Source organism: Acidovorax benzenivorans (assembly GCF_028680575.1).
GTDB classification, from domain to species: Bacteria; Pseudomonadota; Gammaproteobacteria; order Burkholderiales; family Burkholderiaceae_C; genus Acidovorax; species Acidovorax benzenivorans.
On the sequence record NZ_JAPCKI010000001.1, the window covers coordinates 186,691 to 199,962 of the forward strand.

The 13,272-nt window shown below is 66.1% G+C and carries 15 protein-coding genes; 9 read left to right on the forward strand and 6 right to left on the reverse strand.

All coding sequences use genetic code 11. The features are described 5' to 3' along the window. The first annotated feature begins 128 nt into the window (after positions 1-128). Entirely contained in the window at positions 129-2,000 is a 1,872-nt protein-coding gene (locus OIN59_RS00865) for a phosphoenolpyruvate carboxykinase (GTP) (protein WP_274106178.1), read from the forward strand. Between the two features lie 182 nt (positions 2,001-2,182). Here the strand turns inward: OIN59_RS00865 and OIN59_RS00870 are convergent, their stop codons facing one another. Continuing rightward, the gene (locus OIN59_RS00870; protein WP_274106180.1) at positions 2,183-2,623 is read right to left on the reverse strand and encodes a hypothetical protein; all 441 of its coding nucleotides are present in this window, start codon (positions 2,621-2,623) and stop codon (positions 2,183-2,185) included. 137 nt (positions 2,624-2,760) lie between these two features. On the opposite strand from OIN59_RS00870, the gene OIN59_RS00875 reads away from it, so the two are divergent. From OIN59_RS00875 to OIN59_RS00885, 3 genes are all read left to right on the forward strand, one after another. Beyond that, entirely contained in the window at positions 2,761-3,738 is a 978-nt protein-coding gene (locus OIN59_RS00875) for a LysR family transcriptional regulator (protein WP_116748536.1), read from the forward strand. Between the two features lie 12 nt (positions 3,739-3,750). Continuing rightward, on the forward strand, positions 3,751-4,596 hold the full coding sequence (locus tag OIN59_RS00880) for a metallophosphoesterase (RefSeq protein ID WP_274106183.1): 846 nt from the start codon (positions 3,751-3,753) through the stop codon (positions 4,594-4,596). A gap of 113 nt (positions 4,597-4,709) precedes the next feature. After that, entirely contained in the window at positions 4,710-5,132 is a 423-nt protein-coding gene (locus OIN59_RS00885; RefSeq protein WP_015011999.1) for a universal stress protein, read from the forward strand. A gap of 92 nt (positions 5,133-5,224) precedes the next feature. On the opposite strand, the gene OIN59_RS00890 is transcribed toward OIN59_RS00885, so the two are convergent. Next, entirely contained in the window at positions 5,225-5,848 is a 624-nt protein-coding gene (locus tag OIN59_RS00890) for a TetR/AcrR family transcriptional regulator (protein ID WP_274106188.1), read from the reverse strand. A 117-nt stretch (positions 5,849-5,965) separates the two neighbouring features. Continuing rightward, positions 5,966-6,877: a LysR family transcriptional regulator ArgP gene (locus tag OIN59_RS00895; protein WP_274106190.1), complete on the reverse strand. Its 912-nt coding sequence runs from the start codon at positions 6,875-6,877 to the stop codon at positions 5,966-5,968. Positions 6,878-6,998: 121 nt separating this feature from the next. Between OIN59_RS00895 and OIN59_RS00900 the strand changes: the two genes are divergently transcribed. Then, positions 6,999-8,336 (forward strand): D-amino acid dehydrogenase, encoded by a 1,338-nt coding sequence (locus OIN59_RS00900; RefSeq protein ID WP_274106192.1) that lies wholly within the window; start codon positions 6,999-7,001, stop codon positions 8,334-8,336. 8 nt (positions 8,337-8,344) lie between these two features. On the opposite strand, the gene OIN59_RS00905 is transcribed toward OIN59_RS00900, so the two are convergent. Then, positions 8,345-9,070: a hypothetical protein gene (locus OIN59_RS00905; protein WP_274106194.1), complete on the reverse strand. Its 726-nt coding sequence runs from the start codon at positions 9,068-9,070 to the stop codon at positions 8,345-8,347. A gap of 88 nt (positions 9,071-9,158) precedes the next feature. Between OIN59_RS00905 and OIN59_RS00910 the strand changes: the two genes are divergently transcribed. Continuing rightward, positions 9,159-9,812: a TetR/AcrR family transcriptional regulator gene (locus OIN59_RS00910; protein WP_274106196.1), complete on the forward strand. Its 654-nt coding sequence runs from the start codon at positions 9,159-9,161 to the stop codon at positions 9,810-9,812. After that, on the forward strand, positions 9,809-10,384 hold the full coding sequence (locus tag OIN59_RS00915) for a flavodoxin family protein (protein ID WP_274106198.1): 576 nt from the start codon (positions 9,809-9,811) through the stop codon (positions 10,382-10,384). The genes OIN59_RS00910 and OIN59_RS00915 overlap by 4 nt, the downstream gene beginning before the upstream one ends. A gap of 2 nt (positions 10,385-10,386) precedes the next feature. On the opposite strand, the gene OIN59_RS00920 is transcribed toward OIN59_RS00915, so the two are convergent. Then, complete coding sequence (locus OIN59_RS00920; protein WP_274106200.1) at positions 10,387-11,145, reverse strand: YdcF family protein; 759 nt, start codon at positions 11,143-11,145, stop codon at positions 10,387-10,389. A 116-nt stretch (positions 11,146-11,261) separates the two neighbouring features. Next, complete coding sequence (locus tag OIN59_RS00925) at positions 11,262-12,053, reverse strand: alpha/beta fold hydrolase (RefSeq protein ID WP_274106202.1); 792 nt, start codon at positions 12,051-12,053, stop codon at positions 11,262-11,264. Positions 12,054-12,162: 109 nt separating this feature from the next. Here OIN59_RS00925 and OIN59_RS00930 point away from each other — a divergent pair, with 109 nt between their 5' ends. Together OIN59_RS00930 and OIN59_RS00935 are read left to right on the forward strand one after the other, a co-directional pair. Further along, a complete protein-coding gene (locus tag OIN59_RS00930; RefSeq protein ID WP_274106204.1) occupies positions 12,163-12,684 on the forward strand; it encodes a flavin reductase family protein in 522 nt (173 codons plus the stop codon). Then, positions 12,681-13,271, forward strand: coding sequence for an MOSC domain-containing protein (locus OIN59_RS00935; protein ID WP_274106206.1), 591 nt, complete (start codon positions 12,681-12,683; stop codon positions 13,269-13,271). The genes OIN59_RS00930 and OIN59_RS00935 overlap by 4 nt, the downstream gene beginning before the upstream one ends. Position 13,272 lies beyond the last annotated feature (1 nt).

Genomic DNA, 13,272 nt, shown 5'->3' on the forward strand with positions numbered 1-13,272 from the left:
CGCCGACTGAGCAAGAAAGCCGTTTTTTCAAAGGCAGCGCTCAGCACCGCAACTGCGCCAGGCCTCGCCGCGATCCGCTGGGTCCGCTTCCTTTGAAAAGACTGTTTTTCAACTTAGGAAGCTCCCCGATGAACGCACCCACGATGCAGGGCCTGAATCTCAACGCCCCCGCTTACGTCAAAAACGCCCGGCTGCTCGCCTGGGTGGCCGACATGGCCGCCCTGTGCAAGCCCGACAGCATCTACTGGTGCGACGGCTCCAAGGAAGAGTACGACCGCATGTGCCAGCAGCTCGTGGATGCGGGCACGTTCAAGAAGCTCAACCCCGCCAAGCGCCCCGGCAGCTTCCTGGCCTGCTCCGACCCGTCCGACGTGGCCCGCGTGGAAGACCGCACCTACATTTGCTCGGCCGCCAAGGAAGACGCTGGCCCCACCAACAACTGGATGGCCCCCGCCGAAATGCGCGCCACGCTGCAGCCCCTGTTCGATGGCTGCATGAAGGGCCGCACCATGTATGTGGTGCCGTTTTCCATGGGCCCGCTGGGTAGCCACATTGCCCACATCGGCGTGGAGCTGACCGACAGCGCCTACGTGGCCGTCAACCAGAAGCTGATGACCCGCATGGGCAAGGCCGTGTACGACGTGCTGGGCGTGGATGGCGAATTCGTGCCCTGCATGCACACCGTGGGCGCACCGCTGGCCGCTGGCGAAAAAGACACCACGAGCTGGCCCTGCAATCCCAAGGTCAAGTACATCGTCCACTACCCCGAAACGCGCGAGATCTGGAGCTATGGCTCGGGCTACGGCGGCAACGCGCTGCTGGGCAAGAAGTGTCTGGCCCTGCGCATTGCCTCGACCATGGGCCGCGACCAGGGCTGGCTGGCCGAGCACATGCTCATCCTGGGCGTGACCAACCCCCAAGGCAAGAAGTACCACGTGGCTGCGGCCTTCCCCAGCGCCTGCGGCAAAACCAACTTCTCGATGCTGGTGCCGCCCGAGGCAGGCTTTGCAGGCTGGAAGGTCACCACCATCGGTGACGACATCGCCTGGATCAAGCCCCATGCCGACGGCAAGCTGTACGCCATCAACCCCGAGGCCGGCTACTTCGGCGTGGCCCCCGGCACCAACATGCACACCAACCCCAACTGCATGCGCAGCCTGGACAAGGACGTGATCTTCACCAACGTGGCCCTGACGGACGACGGCGACGTGTGGTGGGAAGGCATGGAAAAGGACACCGGCAAGCTGCCCGATCACCTGATCGACTGGCAGGGCAAGGACTGGACGCCCCAGATCGCCAAGGAAACCGGCGCCAAGGCCGCCCACCCCAACTCGCGCTTCACGGTGGCTGCCACCAACAACCCCGCGCTGGACCCCCAGTGGGACGACGCCAATGGCGTGGCGATTGATGCCTTCATCTTTGGCGGCCGCCGCTCCACCACCGTGCCGCTGGTGACCGAAGCCCGCACCTGGACCGAAGGCGTGTACATGGCCGCCACCATGGGTTCCGAGACCACCGCCGCCGCCTTTGGCGCCCAGGGCGTGGTGCGCCGCGACCCGTTCGCCATGCTGCCATTCTGCGGCTACAACATGAGCGACTACTTCCAGCATTGGCTGAACATGGAAGGCCAAATTGCCGCCACCGGCAAGGCACTGCCCAAGGTCTTCTGCGTGAACTGGTTCCGCAAGGATGAGGCTGGCAAGTTCGTCTGGCCTGGCTATGGCGACAACATGCGCGTTCTCAAGTGGATGATCGACCGCATCGAAGGCCAGGCCGCAGGCCAGGAAACCATGTTTGGCGTGGCCCCGCAGTACGCCGAAATCACCTGGACGGGCCTGGATTTCAGCGCCCAACAGTTTGCCGCCGTCACCAGCATCGACCAGGCCGCATGGGCGGATGAATTCAAGCTGCACACCACGCACTTTGAGCAACTGGCCTACCACCTGCCCCAGGCCCTGCTCGATACCAAGGCACAACTGGAAAAGCGCCTGGCTGCCTGACGCTGCTGCAGCACCCCATTTAGGAAGCTGCCCACTCCAAGCCGTCCCGCCCTCGCGGGGCGGCTTTTTTTGCCCCATCGCCACGCGCTGCAAGAACACCACCGAACAGGGCAAAAAAAAGCCGTGGCGTTTGCCACGGCTTCGAATCCTCTTACTTGCGCAGCCTGGGCCGCGCCGGGGGTTCAGTAATACTTGCGAATGCTGTCTACCGTGGGGATGCCCATGGCGTGGTTCAATTCAGCCATGATGCGGGGGTCCTTCAAGGCGACTTGCCAAGTGCGCTGATCTTCAGCAGCGCGGCGGCGGCTTTCGGCCCATGCCAGGACGGTGCCGCGCAGCGCCACACCAGCGCGACGTGCGGGGCTGGTCAGCAGGGCCAGCGCAGCAAAGGCCACGAGCCACAGCACCATCCACGCGGCCAACAGGTGGCCTTCGGTCCAGGTGTCGATGACCTGGTTGGCTACCACCAGCAGCGCAGAGACCACGGCGGCCAGCAACAAAGAGGCTGCGCCACGCGCGCCGTCAAAATGGGCGGCAGCGCTCTTCAGAGCAGCGGCTGCGTTTTCGGCGCGGACAACGCCGGGGTGTTCGGTGGGGTACTCAACGTGTGCAAAGCTGGTCATTTCGGTTTCCCTTTTCTAACGCTTGTGGCGAGATTGCCGGGCGATGGGGTGATATTAGGGTTTACCCTTTGCATGTTCAAGTTTATATTTTGAATCATTGATATTCATGCTAGTGATGAATATGCTCTTGGGTCACCATGACTCCCTTGAACTTCCGCTCCCTGGACCTGAACCTGCTGCGCGTCTTTGACGAGGTGATGGCCGAGCGCAGCCTCACCCGGGCAGCGCACAAACTGTCCATCACCCAGCCCGCCGTCAGCAACGCCATGCGGCGACTGCGCGATGTGGTGGGCGATGAGCTGGTGGTGCGCAGCGGCCAAGGTGTGGAGCCCACGCCACGTGCACTGGCCCTGTGGCCGCCCGTGCGCGAAGCCCTGGCCCATCTGCAGGAGTCGCTAGCGCCCGGGCACTTTGACCCGGCAACGGCCGAATCCACTTTTGTGCTGGCGATGGCCGATGCCACGGCAGCCACGCTGGTGCCTGCCTTGGTGGAAATCATCGAACGCGAGGCCCCCGGCATCTCCATCCGCGTGCTGCCCCTCACCACCCGCGACCCTCGGCGCCTGCTGGAAGAAGAGGCTGCCGACATGGCCGTGGGTTACTTCCCGGCCGCGCTGGCCGACCTCACCGCGCGGGCGCAGTCCGGCGGCGTGGTGGCCTTTGAGAGCCGCCGCCTGTACGACGGCGAATACGTGTGCGTGATGCGCCAGGGCCATCCCCTGGCCGATGCGCCCCTGACGCTGGACACCTACTGCGCAGCGCGGCACATGCTGGTGAGTTTTTCAGGCCGCCCCTTTGGCTTCATTGATGAAGCCTTGGCGTCGCTGGGCCGCGAGCGCAAGGTGGTGATCACGGTCAACCAGTTTTTCACGGCGGGGCGGGTGGTGTCGGGATCGGACTTGCTGACCGTGCTGCCGCGACACTTTGTCCCGGTCACCGGCATTGCCGACGCCCTGGTGCAACGGGCCTTGCCGCTGGACGTGCCCGCCGTGCACGTGGATGCCCTGTGGCGCCGGCGCGGCCCCCAGCAGGCCGCGATGACCTGGCTGCTGCAGGCGCTTGCACGGTCAGCACGGCGCACCTTTCCGGAGCAGGGCCTGCACGGCACGCCTTAGACTGCAAGGCTGATGAATATCCAGCTTTTGTCCGACCTCCATCTGGAGGCGCACCCGCACTTTGTGCCCGAACCTGCCCCTGGCGCCGATGTGCTGGTGCTGGCCGGTGACGTGGGCTCCTACCAGCAAGGCTCACAACTAGGCGACGACGACTTCGGCCTGGCCCGGTTTTCGCCGTTGTCCCAATATGCAGGCTGGCCGACCCCCGTGCTGTTTGTGCCCGGCAACCACGAGTACGACGCCCAGGACTTCGATGCCGCGCACCTGCGGCTGCGCCGGACCTGCGACCGCCTGGGCATCGCTTGGCTCGAACGTGAAACCCTGGCGCTGCAAGGCGTGCGTTTTGTCGGCACGACGCTCTGGAGCGATTTCGACGCGCTGGCCGACCATGAAGGCACCACCGACCTCACCCGCCGGCTCAAGCTGCGCGACAAGGCTTTTCGCGCGGCCAACTTCTACCTGCGCAAGACCGGTGGCACGCGCCATGCAGAGCCGTTTCTGGCCGAACCCATGCGCGAGCAGGCGCTGGCCTGCCAGCAATGGCTGCGCGATGCATTGCAGCAGCCGTTTGACGGCTCCACCGTGGTCGTGACCCACTTTGCGCCCAGCCTGCGCAGCGCCGACCCCCGCTATGGCCTGGTGCCTGGCACGGCGGGGTTTTGCAACGCGCTGGACGACTTGCTGATGTACGCCCCGCTGTGGCTACACGGCCACCTGCATGCGCCCAGCGACTACACCGCCCAGGGCGCGCGCCAAGACGGCGCTGCCTGGCAGTGCCGGGTGGTGGCCAACCCGCTGGGTTATGCGCGCAAGGGAGAGCAGGTGGCGTTCAGGCCGCGCTGCGTGGTCACCGTATGATCGGTGCGCGGTTCGTACGAATTCGCCACGCGCCGGACAAAACAACATGACCCAGGTCAAGACAACAGGCACCCGCGCAGAGTAGTCTGCCTCATCCCTTTTCGGAGAACACCATGAACATCCTGCTTGCTGTCGATGGCAGCGCCTACACCAAGAAAATGCTGGCCTATCTGGCCACCCACGAAGAGCTGCTGGGCGGCACCCACACCTACACCGTGCTGACGGTGCAGGCACCGCTGCCTCCCCGCGCGCGCGCCGCACTGGGCAAGGAAGTGGTAGACAACTACCACGCCGAAGAAGCGGAGAAAATCCTGGCCCCCGTGTGCAAGTTCCTGGGCCGCCACGGTGTGGATGCCAAGCGCAGCGTCAAGGTGGGTGCCGTGGGCGAAACCATCGCCAAGGTGGCAGACACCGGCAAGTTCGACCTGCTGGTCATGGGCTCGCACGGCCACGGCGCCATCGCCACGCTGGTGATGGGCTCGGTGACCACCCAGGTGCTGGCCCACAGCAAGGTGCCGTTGCTGATCGTGCGCTGAGCGCACTGATCCTCTGCGCACCACAGCGCAGCACCATCAAGCCCTGCTTTTGCGGGGCTTTTTTATGGGTGCGGCTTACGCGGTTGCGAGGCTCAACGCGCCGCCAGGCCGTCAAAACAGGTGCGCACCACCAGTTCCACGATCTCGGCGTCCGAATACTGGCCGCCTTCCTTGAGGAAGCTCACCACCGGGTCACAGGCGCGCGCATACAGGGTGTACAGCACCACCAGCGGCGGCAACGTGGGACTGATTACGCCCTGGGCCTGGGCCTGGGTGATCCATTCACCGATCTGGTCGCTCACAGTCACCAGGCCGTTGAGGTAGTCCTTGTTGGCCATGAGCACGGCACGCAGTGTGGAGTTGCGGCTGGGCAGCAGAGGCATCTCATTGGTCAGCAGACGCTCCAGCGACCAGCGCACCAGCGCATGCAGCTTTTCCAACGGTGGCATGTCGGCCGGCAACCCCGCCAGGTAGGCCTGCACCCGCTCCAGAATCTGCACCATGGCGGCGCTGCACAGCTCCTCCTTGCTGCAGAAGTGCTTGTACAGGCTGGCCTTGGCAATGCCCACGGCATTGGCCACGTCGTCCATGGTCATGGCGTCGAAGGCCTTTTCACCCAGCAGGCGACAGGCCGACTGGAGGATCGCATCCTCACGGGCCTGGTGCATCTGCTCCTTGAACGAGACTTTGGGTTGCGGCGTTTGCATGGCTTCCATTTTATACATCGCAGTAAAAAAATAAATGACCAAGTTGCAATGCAACTTGGTCGTTCACGCTTATGCCAGCACAAACCGTGCCTCGCACCGCACCGCCGGGGTGGAACGAACGCTACGTCAGGACACCAGGGCCTGGGCGGCCGCGCCCGTCAACGCTGCTGACAACGCATCCAGCAGTTCGGACTCCAGGTTCCAGCAATGCCAGTAGAGCTGGATCGGCAGCGAACGCCCCGGGGCCAAGTCCACCATGCTGCCATCGGCCAGCGCCTGCCGCGCCATCAGCTCGGGCATCACCCCGACGGCCCAGCCCGCCGCCACCGCACGCATCTGCGCCTCGGAGCCCGGCACAAACAGGTGGTTGAGCGCCACGCGCTTGAGCCCGAATGCACGCGCCACAAACTCGGCCGCCATGTCGTCCTTGCGGTTGAACGACAAAAACGACACCTCCCTGAAGTTGTGCGGCGTGAGCCCTTGCGGCAGGTACTGCTGCGCGTAACTGGCCGACGCCACCGCCACGTAGGGCATGGCGCCCAGCGGCACCATCTTGCAGCCGCGCAGCGCCTGCTTGAGCGTGGTCACGCAGCCCAGCACCTGGCCCGAGCGCAGCCACTCCTGCGTAAAGTCCTGGTCGTCCACGATGATTTCGAGCGGCAAGCGCTGGCGCACCAGATCGTGCAAAGCACCCAAGGCCCAGGTGGCAATGCTGTCGGCGTTGATCGCAATCGATATGCGCTCGTCTTCGCGCGACCCCCCCGGTGCACTGGGCGCCAGCTCCTGCAGGTCGCGCTCCAGGTCGGCACGCAGCAGGCGCATCTGCTTGGTGTGCTTGAGCAGCAGTTGCCCCGCCGACGTGGGCCGCAGCGGGCGGCTGCGCACGATGAGCACCGAGCCCACCTGTGCCTCCAGCGCGCGCAGCCGCTGCGAGACGGCCGACTGCGTGACATTCAGGCGCTGTGCGGCGCGCTCAAAACCGCCCTCTTCGACGATGGCGGCAAGGCATTCCAGGGCGGCGGGATCGTAGGTGCTCATGGTCTCTGGCTCGAACAAATGCGGGTTGTTTCCACAGCGCTTTTCATTAGGTGCGCTGATGTTTTTGGAGTAAGTTTAATTTTGCTTTTAGTTGAATGCAATGTCGCGCAAACTCCGCGCCATGAAAACCATTGTTCTCGGCGCCGGCATCATCGGCATCAGCACGGCGTGGCACCTGCTGGAGCGCGGTCACGAAGTCATCGTGATCGACCGCCAGCCCGACGCTGCACTCGAAACCAGCTTCGCCAACGCTGCGCAGATCTCGGTGAGCTACTGCGAGCCGTGGGCCAACCGCGAAGCGCCGCTCAAGGCGCTCAAGTGGATGTTCGACAAAGAAGCCCCTCTGCTGTTTCGCCCGCAGATGGACTGGCAACAATGGCGCTGGGGCCTGCAGTTCCTGGCGCAGTGCAACGATGCGGCGTTTGAGCGCAACGTGCAGCAGATCGTGGCGCTGGGGGCCTACAGCCATGCAGCGCTCAAGGACCTGGTCAGCGCCACGGGCATCGAATACAACCGGCTCGAACGCGGTATCGCCCACTTCTACACCGACCAGAAATCGTTTGATGCTGCGGGCCACGCCGTGGAGCTGATGCGCAAGCACGGCGTGCAGCGCCGTCTGGTCAGCCGCGACGAACTGCTCAAAATCGAGCCCGCCTTCAAAGCCTACGGCGACAAGATCACCGGCGGCACCTACACCAGCACCGACGAAAGCGGCGACGCCCGCGTCTTCACGCAGGAACTGGCCCGCCGCTGCGCGGCACGCGGCGTGCAGTTCCTGTACGGCCACGATGTGCTGCGGCTGAACAAGATTGGCAATGCTATTGATTCAGTAGCAGTCATGCCAAATTCCACTAGCGCAAGCGGCAAAAAAGACTTCATATTGAAGGCCGACGCCGTTGTGGTGGCCTGCGGCTCCTACAGCGCGCCGCTGCTGCGCAGCGTGGGCGTGGACCTGCCAATCTACCCCGGCAAGGGCTACAGCGCCACGTTCCCGCTGCTCAAGCCCGAGGGCGCGCCCATGGTCTCCACCATCGACGACGGCAAGAAGATCGCCATGAGCCGCCTGGGCAACCATCTGCGCGTGGCGGGCACCATCGAACTCAACGGCTGGGACCTGACACTCGACAGCTCCCTCGCCCGCGCGCGCTGCCACATGCTTTCGCGCCGCATCGAAGCCATCTTGCCCGGTGTGTGCGACACCCGCACCCCCGAAGAAGGCGGCGACCCGCAATACTGGACCGGCCTGCGCCCCGCCACTCCCACCAACATCCCGTTCATCGGCCGCACGCGTGTGGGCAAGCTCTGGGTCAACGCGGGCCACGGCACGCTGGGCTGGACGCATGGCGCGGGCTCTGGCAAGGCGATGGCCGAGCTGATCAGCGGCCAGGTCCCGGCCATGAACTTCGGTTTTTGTGGGATGGAAAACGGCTCACGCCCGCTGACCGCCAAGGCCGCCTGACCCCGACCTCATCCAAAGCTTGCACCCCCACCCATGACGGCAAGGACGCGGGTGGGGGTCTCAGCGTCCCGGAATCCGCCCGCGGCCCGCAGATCCAGCCCATCGAATCCACCCGCCAGCAGCGCTACCAGGCAGGCCGCCAGCAGCAGGCCCACCAGCATGGCACCCGCCAGAGCCCGCGCACTTTGGGGCTCTGACAGGTTCCAGTACAAGGCGCAGCCCACATGGGTGCCCAGCGCCCACACGGCGAGAAAGTAGTACGGGCCAAAGAACCACTGCCAGGGTGGTGTGTGCATGCCCGCCGCCGCAAACTGCAGGTTGGTGTCCACGCCCTGAAACCGGCCCACCCACACGGCCGTCACGTGGACCAGCAGGAACAGCGCCAGGTAGCCCCCCGAGATGGCCTGCATCCACGCCACGCCCCCACGGCGCTGGCCGCGCCCGCGCCACAGCAAGGTCAGGCCGCTGCCGACCTGAAACAGCACACAGCCCAGCAGCAGGCCCTCGACCAGCGGCTGACGGTAGACCAGGCGCAGGGTTTCCAGCACCGACTGGTGCGCTGCCGCTCCGGCCAACCCCGCCAGGTGACCCAGCAAATGGGTCGCCAGGAACGATGCCAGCGCGATGGCACTGGCGCGGTGCATGGGCCTCAGCGCAAGGCGCAGGCGCCATGCCCAGGTGCCAGCCAGGCCGGCGGCGGTGGCGCCCAGGGCGGGTTGACTGGTTTCGTGCATGAGGGGCTTCTCCGGGTGTTGCATGGGACTGGCTGCAGAATACGCAGCGGCGCTGTCGCCGCCTACTCGCATTGCGCTCAGGTTTTCCATGCCCGCTGCCTCTTCTGCCCCCCGCCGCTCGCCCCGACAGGAACGCTCGCAATTCACGGTCGATGCCATTTTCGAAGCCGTCGCACGCATCGTGGCGACACAGGGCGAAGGCGCGCTCACCACCAACCGCATCGCCGAGCTGGCCGGTGTGTCCGTGGGCTCGCTGTACCAATACTTTCCGAGCAAGGACGCGATCCTGCTGGCGATGCTGGACCAGCACTGCGACCGGGTGATGCTGGAGCTGGACGCCCTGCTGGCACGCGCCGAGGCCTGGACGCCCGAGCAGCAGGTGCGCCTGTATGTGCGCCACTACCTGCAGGCCTTTGGCGGCGGGCCGCATGAGGGGCGCGCACTCGCCCGCCTGTCCTGGAAACTCGACTACCGGGAGTCCGTGCTGATCTCGGTGCGCGGCACCAGTGAGCGGCTGGCGTTGCACCTGCAGCGCATGGCGAAGGAGCAGCAACTGCAGGCACCGTCGGCCGCACAGCTGTTTGTGCTCACCCGCGCCTTCATGGGCGCAGTGCGCTCGGCGTCGCTGGAGCAATCGCCCCTGCTGGACAGCGGCGAGTTCGAGGAGGCGCTGGTAGGGCTTTGCCTCGCAACCCTGGCGCCCGGCGCGGGTCTGCGGGGCGGCGCTACGATGGCGCCATGACCACGCCCACCGCACCGTACTACCTCTTTCTCACCACCTCCACCCGCGAACCGGGCCACACCGGCAACACCGAATGGCTGGCCCGCCAGGCCGCTGCCGCATTGCCCCCGGGCACCCCGCAGACCTGGCACCACCTGGCACAAATGCACATGCCGCCTTTTGTGGACCAGCGCCACACCTCGGGCACCTACGCACCGCCCGAGGACGACATGAAGACCTTGCTCGACGCCACGCTGGCGGCCACACACATCATCTTTGTGGCACCGGTCTACTGGTACAGCATCCCGTCGCCGCTCAAGACCTACCTCGACCACTGGAGCGCCTGGATGCGCGTTCCCGGCCTGGACTTCAAGGACGCCATGGGCCGCAAGACGCTGGCGCTCATCACCACCAGCGGCGACCGCACCAAGGCCCAGCCCATGATCGACTCGGTGGCACTGTGTGCGCAGTTCCTGTCCATGACCTGGGGCGGCGCGCTGTGGGGCAAAGGCGGGCCACCGGGCGCCGTGCAGGCCGATGCGCAGGCGGTGGAGGCGGCCAGCCGCTTCCTGGTCACCCCCGCTGTAGGTTGATCTCAGCGGTCCAGCGAAGCACGCTGGGCCACTATACCCAGCCATTCATGCAGCGCCAGGCTGCTGTCGGACAGGGCCGAGGCGCGGGGCAGCACGCGATAGAGCTTGCGTGACTGCCCCCCTTTGAAGCCCATGGGCGCAGGCAGCACCTGCAGCCCGGCGTGTTCAAAGTCCTTCACGGCCCGAACCATGTGCCAGCCGTGGGTGACGAGCGCGATGCGCTCGATGCCAGCGGCCTTGAGCAACACGGCCGATTTTTCGGCGTTGTTGCGGGTATCGAGAGATTCCACTTCGGTCCAACGCACACGGCCCTTAAATTCGCGCTCCACCACATCCTTCATCACCAAAGCCTCGGCCCGCGTGCCCCCCGTGGAGCCCCCCGTGGCCAGGATGGGCAGGCCGGTCTGCTGCTGCAGGTAGGCCGCATAACGCACGCGTTCGCGCGCTCCCCGGCTGAGCACATCCACGCCGTATTCGGGTGCGACAGTGTCAGCCCCACCGCCCAGCACCACGATGGCCTGCACCTTCGCCTCGGGCAACTGGCGCGGAGTGACAGCGGGGTACCGCTCCAGGCTGCGCACCAGCATGTCAGCCACCGGCGGCCAGGACAACACCAGCACCGACAACAGCGACAGCACCACCAGCGTGGTGCCGGTGCGACGGTGGTAGCGCGCAATCCACAAGCCGAACAACGCCAGCAGGATGCTGGACACCGGAGGCAACAACAGCGCAGACAGGATTTTCTTGAGGGCAAACAACATGGAAAAGCAACGTTCGCGCCCAGGCGCGGCGGCCCGGTACATCGAGATCGGAAGGGTCAGAAGGCGTGCATGAATTCGGCGGGACGAGCGGACATGGCGGGTTCGTTCACACCTTCTCAGTGCAGCGTGCGCCGGTGGGCCAGAAAATCCAGCAGCGCAGCGTCAAAACCTTCGGGGTCTTCCAGCTGCGGCCAGTGCCCCACATGCGGCAGCAGCACCGTCTGCGCATCCGGCAGTACCTGGGCCAGGGCTTGCAGGGCTGCGGGTGGAGTGCAGCGGTCCTGGTCGCCCCCCACCAGCAACACGGGCATGGCCAGGTGCGCCAGTGCGGAGGCGCCCCGGTCAAACGTGGGCAGAGCCGCCAGCGCGCGGCGGTAGGCGCCCGGAAACACCCGGCCCAGCGCGTGGCCCGCCAGGCGCACCCCTTCGGGCAGGGCGCCGGTGCCAATGCACTGTGGCACCAGGGTCTGCGCCAGTTGCTCCATGCTGCCGCCCGCATTCAGGGCCTTGAGGGCGTGCTCCCGCGGCGCCACCCAGTCTTGCACGGCCTGGGCATCCAGCGCCGGGCCGCCTGCGCACAGCACCATGCGGCGCACCCGCGAGGCGTCGCGCACGGCGGCCTCCAGCGCCACCATGGCGCCCATGCCATGGCCCACCAGCGTGACCGGACCGCAGCGCAGGGCATCGATCAGCGCCAGGCAGCTTTGCGCCAGCGCCTTGAAGGTGTAGGGCTCCACCGGCGCACTGCGCCCATAGCCAGGCATATCCCACGCCACGGCGCGGTAGCCAACCGTGGCCAGGGTCTCCACCTGGGGCGCGAAGGTGAGGTGGTCGCCGTCGGCATCGTGCAGCATGAGCACGGTGGGGCCGGAGCCCAGGGCGGTGAAGGTAGGAAGCAATGCAGCCATGCGGTGAAAAGCAGAAGTAAACCCCGCAACAGCGCGGCGGAGGGTGGCGCCTGATAATAGGTCCTGTCGCTTGCCCCCACGCCGCCACTGCTGGCGCCGCTTTTCTTTTGTGAACCCTTCGCCCCCCCGCCCCGCCCTCGCCCTGCCGCCGAGCTTTTCGACCCGCGAATTTCGCGATGCGCTGGGCATGTTCGCCACGGGTGTGACCATCGTCACCGCCCGCAATGCGGCGGGCGAACTGGTGGGGCTCACGGCCAGCTCGTTCAACTCGGTGTCGCTGGAGCCCCCGCTGGTGCTGTGGAGCCTGTCGCACGGCGCCAGCACCATGCCGGCCTTTGCCAACGGCTCGCACTACGCCATCCATGTGCTGGCCGCCGACCAGAAAGACCTGGCCGAACGGTTCGCCACCCGCGGCATCGACCGCTGGGCGGGCCTGGAGCACCGCCCCGGTATCAGCGGCGCGCCACTGCTGGCCGGTGCCGCCGCCACGTTTGAGTGCTTCAACCGCAGCCAGTACAAGGAGGGTGACCACACCATCTTCGTGGGCGAGGTGGAGCGCTGCGAGCACCGCGAGGGCGCATCGCCCCTGCTGTACCACGGCGGCAAGTTCTACACCGAGCACCCGCTGTGACGACGCCCTCTGTCGTCCTGCGCCACCTGAACATCGGCACGGGCCGCCGCCTGCAGGTGGGCGAGCGGTCGGTGCTCACCGCCATCGACAAAACGCCTGTCACTGGTCCTGTGGCCGTGGGCCCGCTGGGGCTGGCGGGCGACGAGCAGGCCGACCTGAGCGTGCACGGCGGCCTGGCCAAGGCGGTATATGCCTATCCCGCCGCGCACTATGCGTTCTGGCAGGCGCAGCGCCGCGACCGGGGCGTGAGCCTGTTCGACGAAGCGCTGCCACCGGGCTTCATGGGCGAAAACCTCACCATCGACGGACCGCTGGAGCATGAAGTGTTCGTGGGCGACGAATGGCATTTCCCTGACTGCGTGCTGCGCGTCACGGCGCCGCGCGAGCCGTGCTTCAAGTTCGCGGCGGTGATGGGCTTTGCCCAGGCGGGCCGCGCCATGGCGGTGGCGGGCTGCTGCGGCTACTACCTGGCGGTGGACCGGCCCGGCACCATCGCCGCCGGGCAGACCGCCACGCTGGTGGCGGGACAACGCGGGCTCAGCATTGCACAGGCTTTTGCGGGCAAGTTCGCCAAACACGCGCGATGAC

What these genes read in the sequence shown, in the direction of transcription:
- OIN59_RS00865 (WP_274106178.1), top strand. Translation starts at nt 129, where the DNA reads ATGAACGCACCCACGATGCAGGGCCTGAATCTCAACGCCCCCGCTTAC.
- OIN59_RS00870 (WP_274106180.1), bottom strand. Translation starts at nt 2,623, where the DNA reads ATGACCAGCTTTGCACACGTTGAGTACCCCACCGAACACCCCGGCGTT.
- OIN59_RS00875 (WP_116748536.1), top strand. Translation starts at nt 2,761, where the DNA reads ATGACTCCCTTGAACTTCCGCTCCCTGGACCTGAACCTGCTGCGCGTC.
- OIN59_RS00880 (WP_274106183.1), top strand. Translation starts at nt 3,751, where the DNA reads ATGAATATCCAGCTTTTGTCCGACCTCCATCTGGAGGCGCACCCGCAC.
- OIN59_RS00885 (WP_015011999.1), top strand. Translation starts at nt 4,710, where the DNA reads ATGAACATCCTGCTTGCTGTCGATGGCAGCGCCTACACCAAGAAAATG.
- OIN59_RS00890 (WP_274106188.1), bottom strand. Translation starts at nt 5,848, where the DNA reads ATGGAAGCCATGCAAACGCCGCAACCCAAAGTCTCGTTCAAGGAGCAG.
- OIN59_RS00895 (WP_274106190.1), bottom strand. Translation starts at nt 6,877, where the DNA reads ATGAGCACCTACGATCCCGCCGCCCTGGAATGCCTTGCCGCCATCGTC.
- OIN59_RS00900 (WP_274106192.1), top strand. Translation starts at nt 6,999, where the DNA reads ATGAAAACCATTGTTCTCGGCGCCGGCATCATCGGCATCAGCACGGCG.
- OIN59_RS00905 (WP_274106194.1), bottom strand. Translation starts at nt 9,070, where the DNA reads ATGCACGAAACCAGTCAACCCGCCCTGGGCGCCACCGCCGCCGGCCTG.
- OIN59_RS00910 (WP_274106196.1), top strand. Translation starts at nt 9,159, where the DNA reads ATGCCCGCTGCCTCTTCTGCCCCCCGCCGCTCGCCCCGACAGGAACGC.
- OIN59_RS00915 (WP_274106198.1), top strand. Translation starts at nt 9,809, where the DNA reads ATGACCACGCCCACCGCACCGTACTACCTCTTTCTCACCACCTCCACC.
- OIN59_RS00920 (WP_274106200.1), bottom strand. Translation starts at nt 11,145, where the DNA reads ATGTTGTTTGCCCTCAAGAAAATCCTGTCTGCGCTGTTGTTGCCTCCG.
- OIN59_RS00925 (WP_274106202.1), bottom strand. Translation starts at nt 12,053, where the DNA reads ATGGCTGCATTGCTTCCTACCTTCACCGCCCTGGGCTCCGGCCCCACC.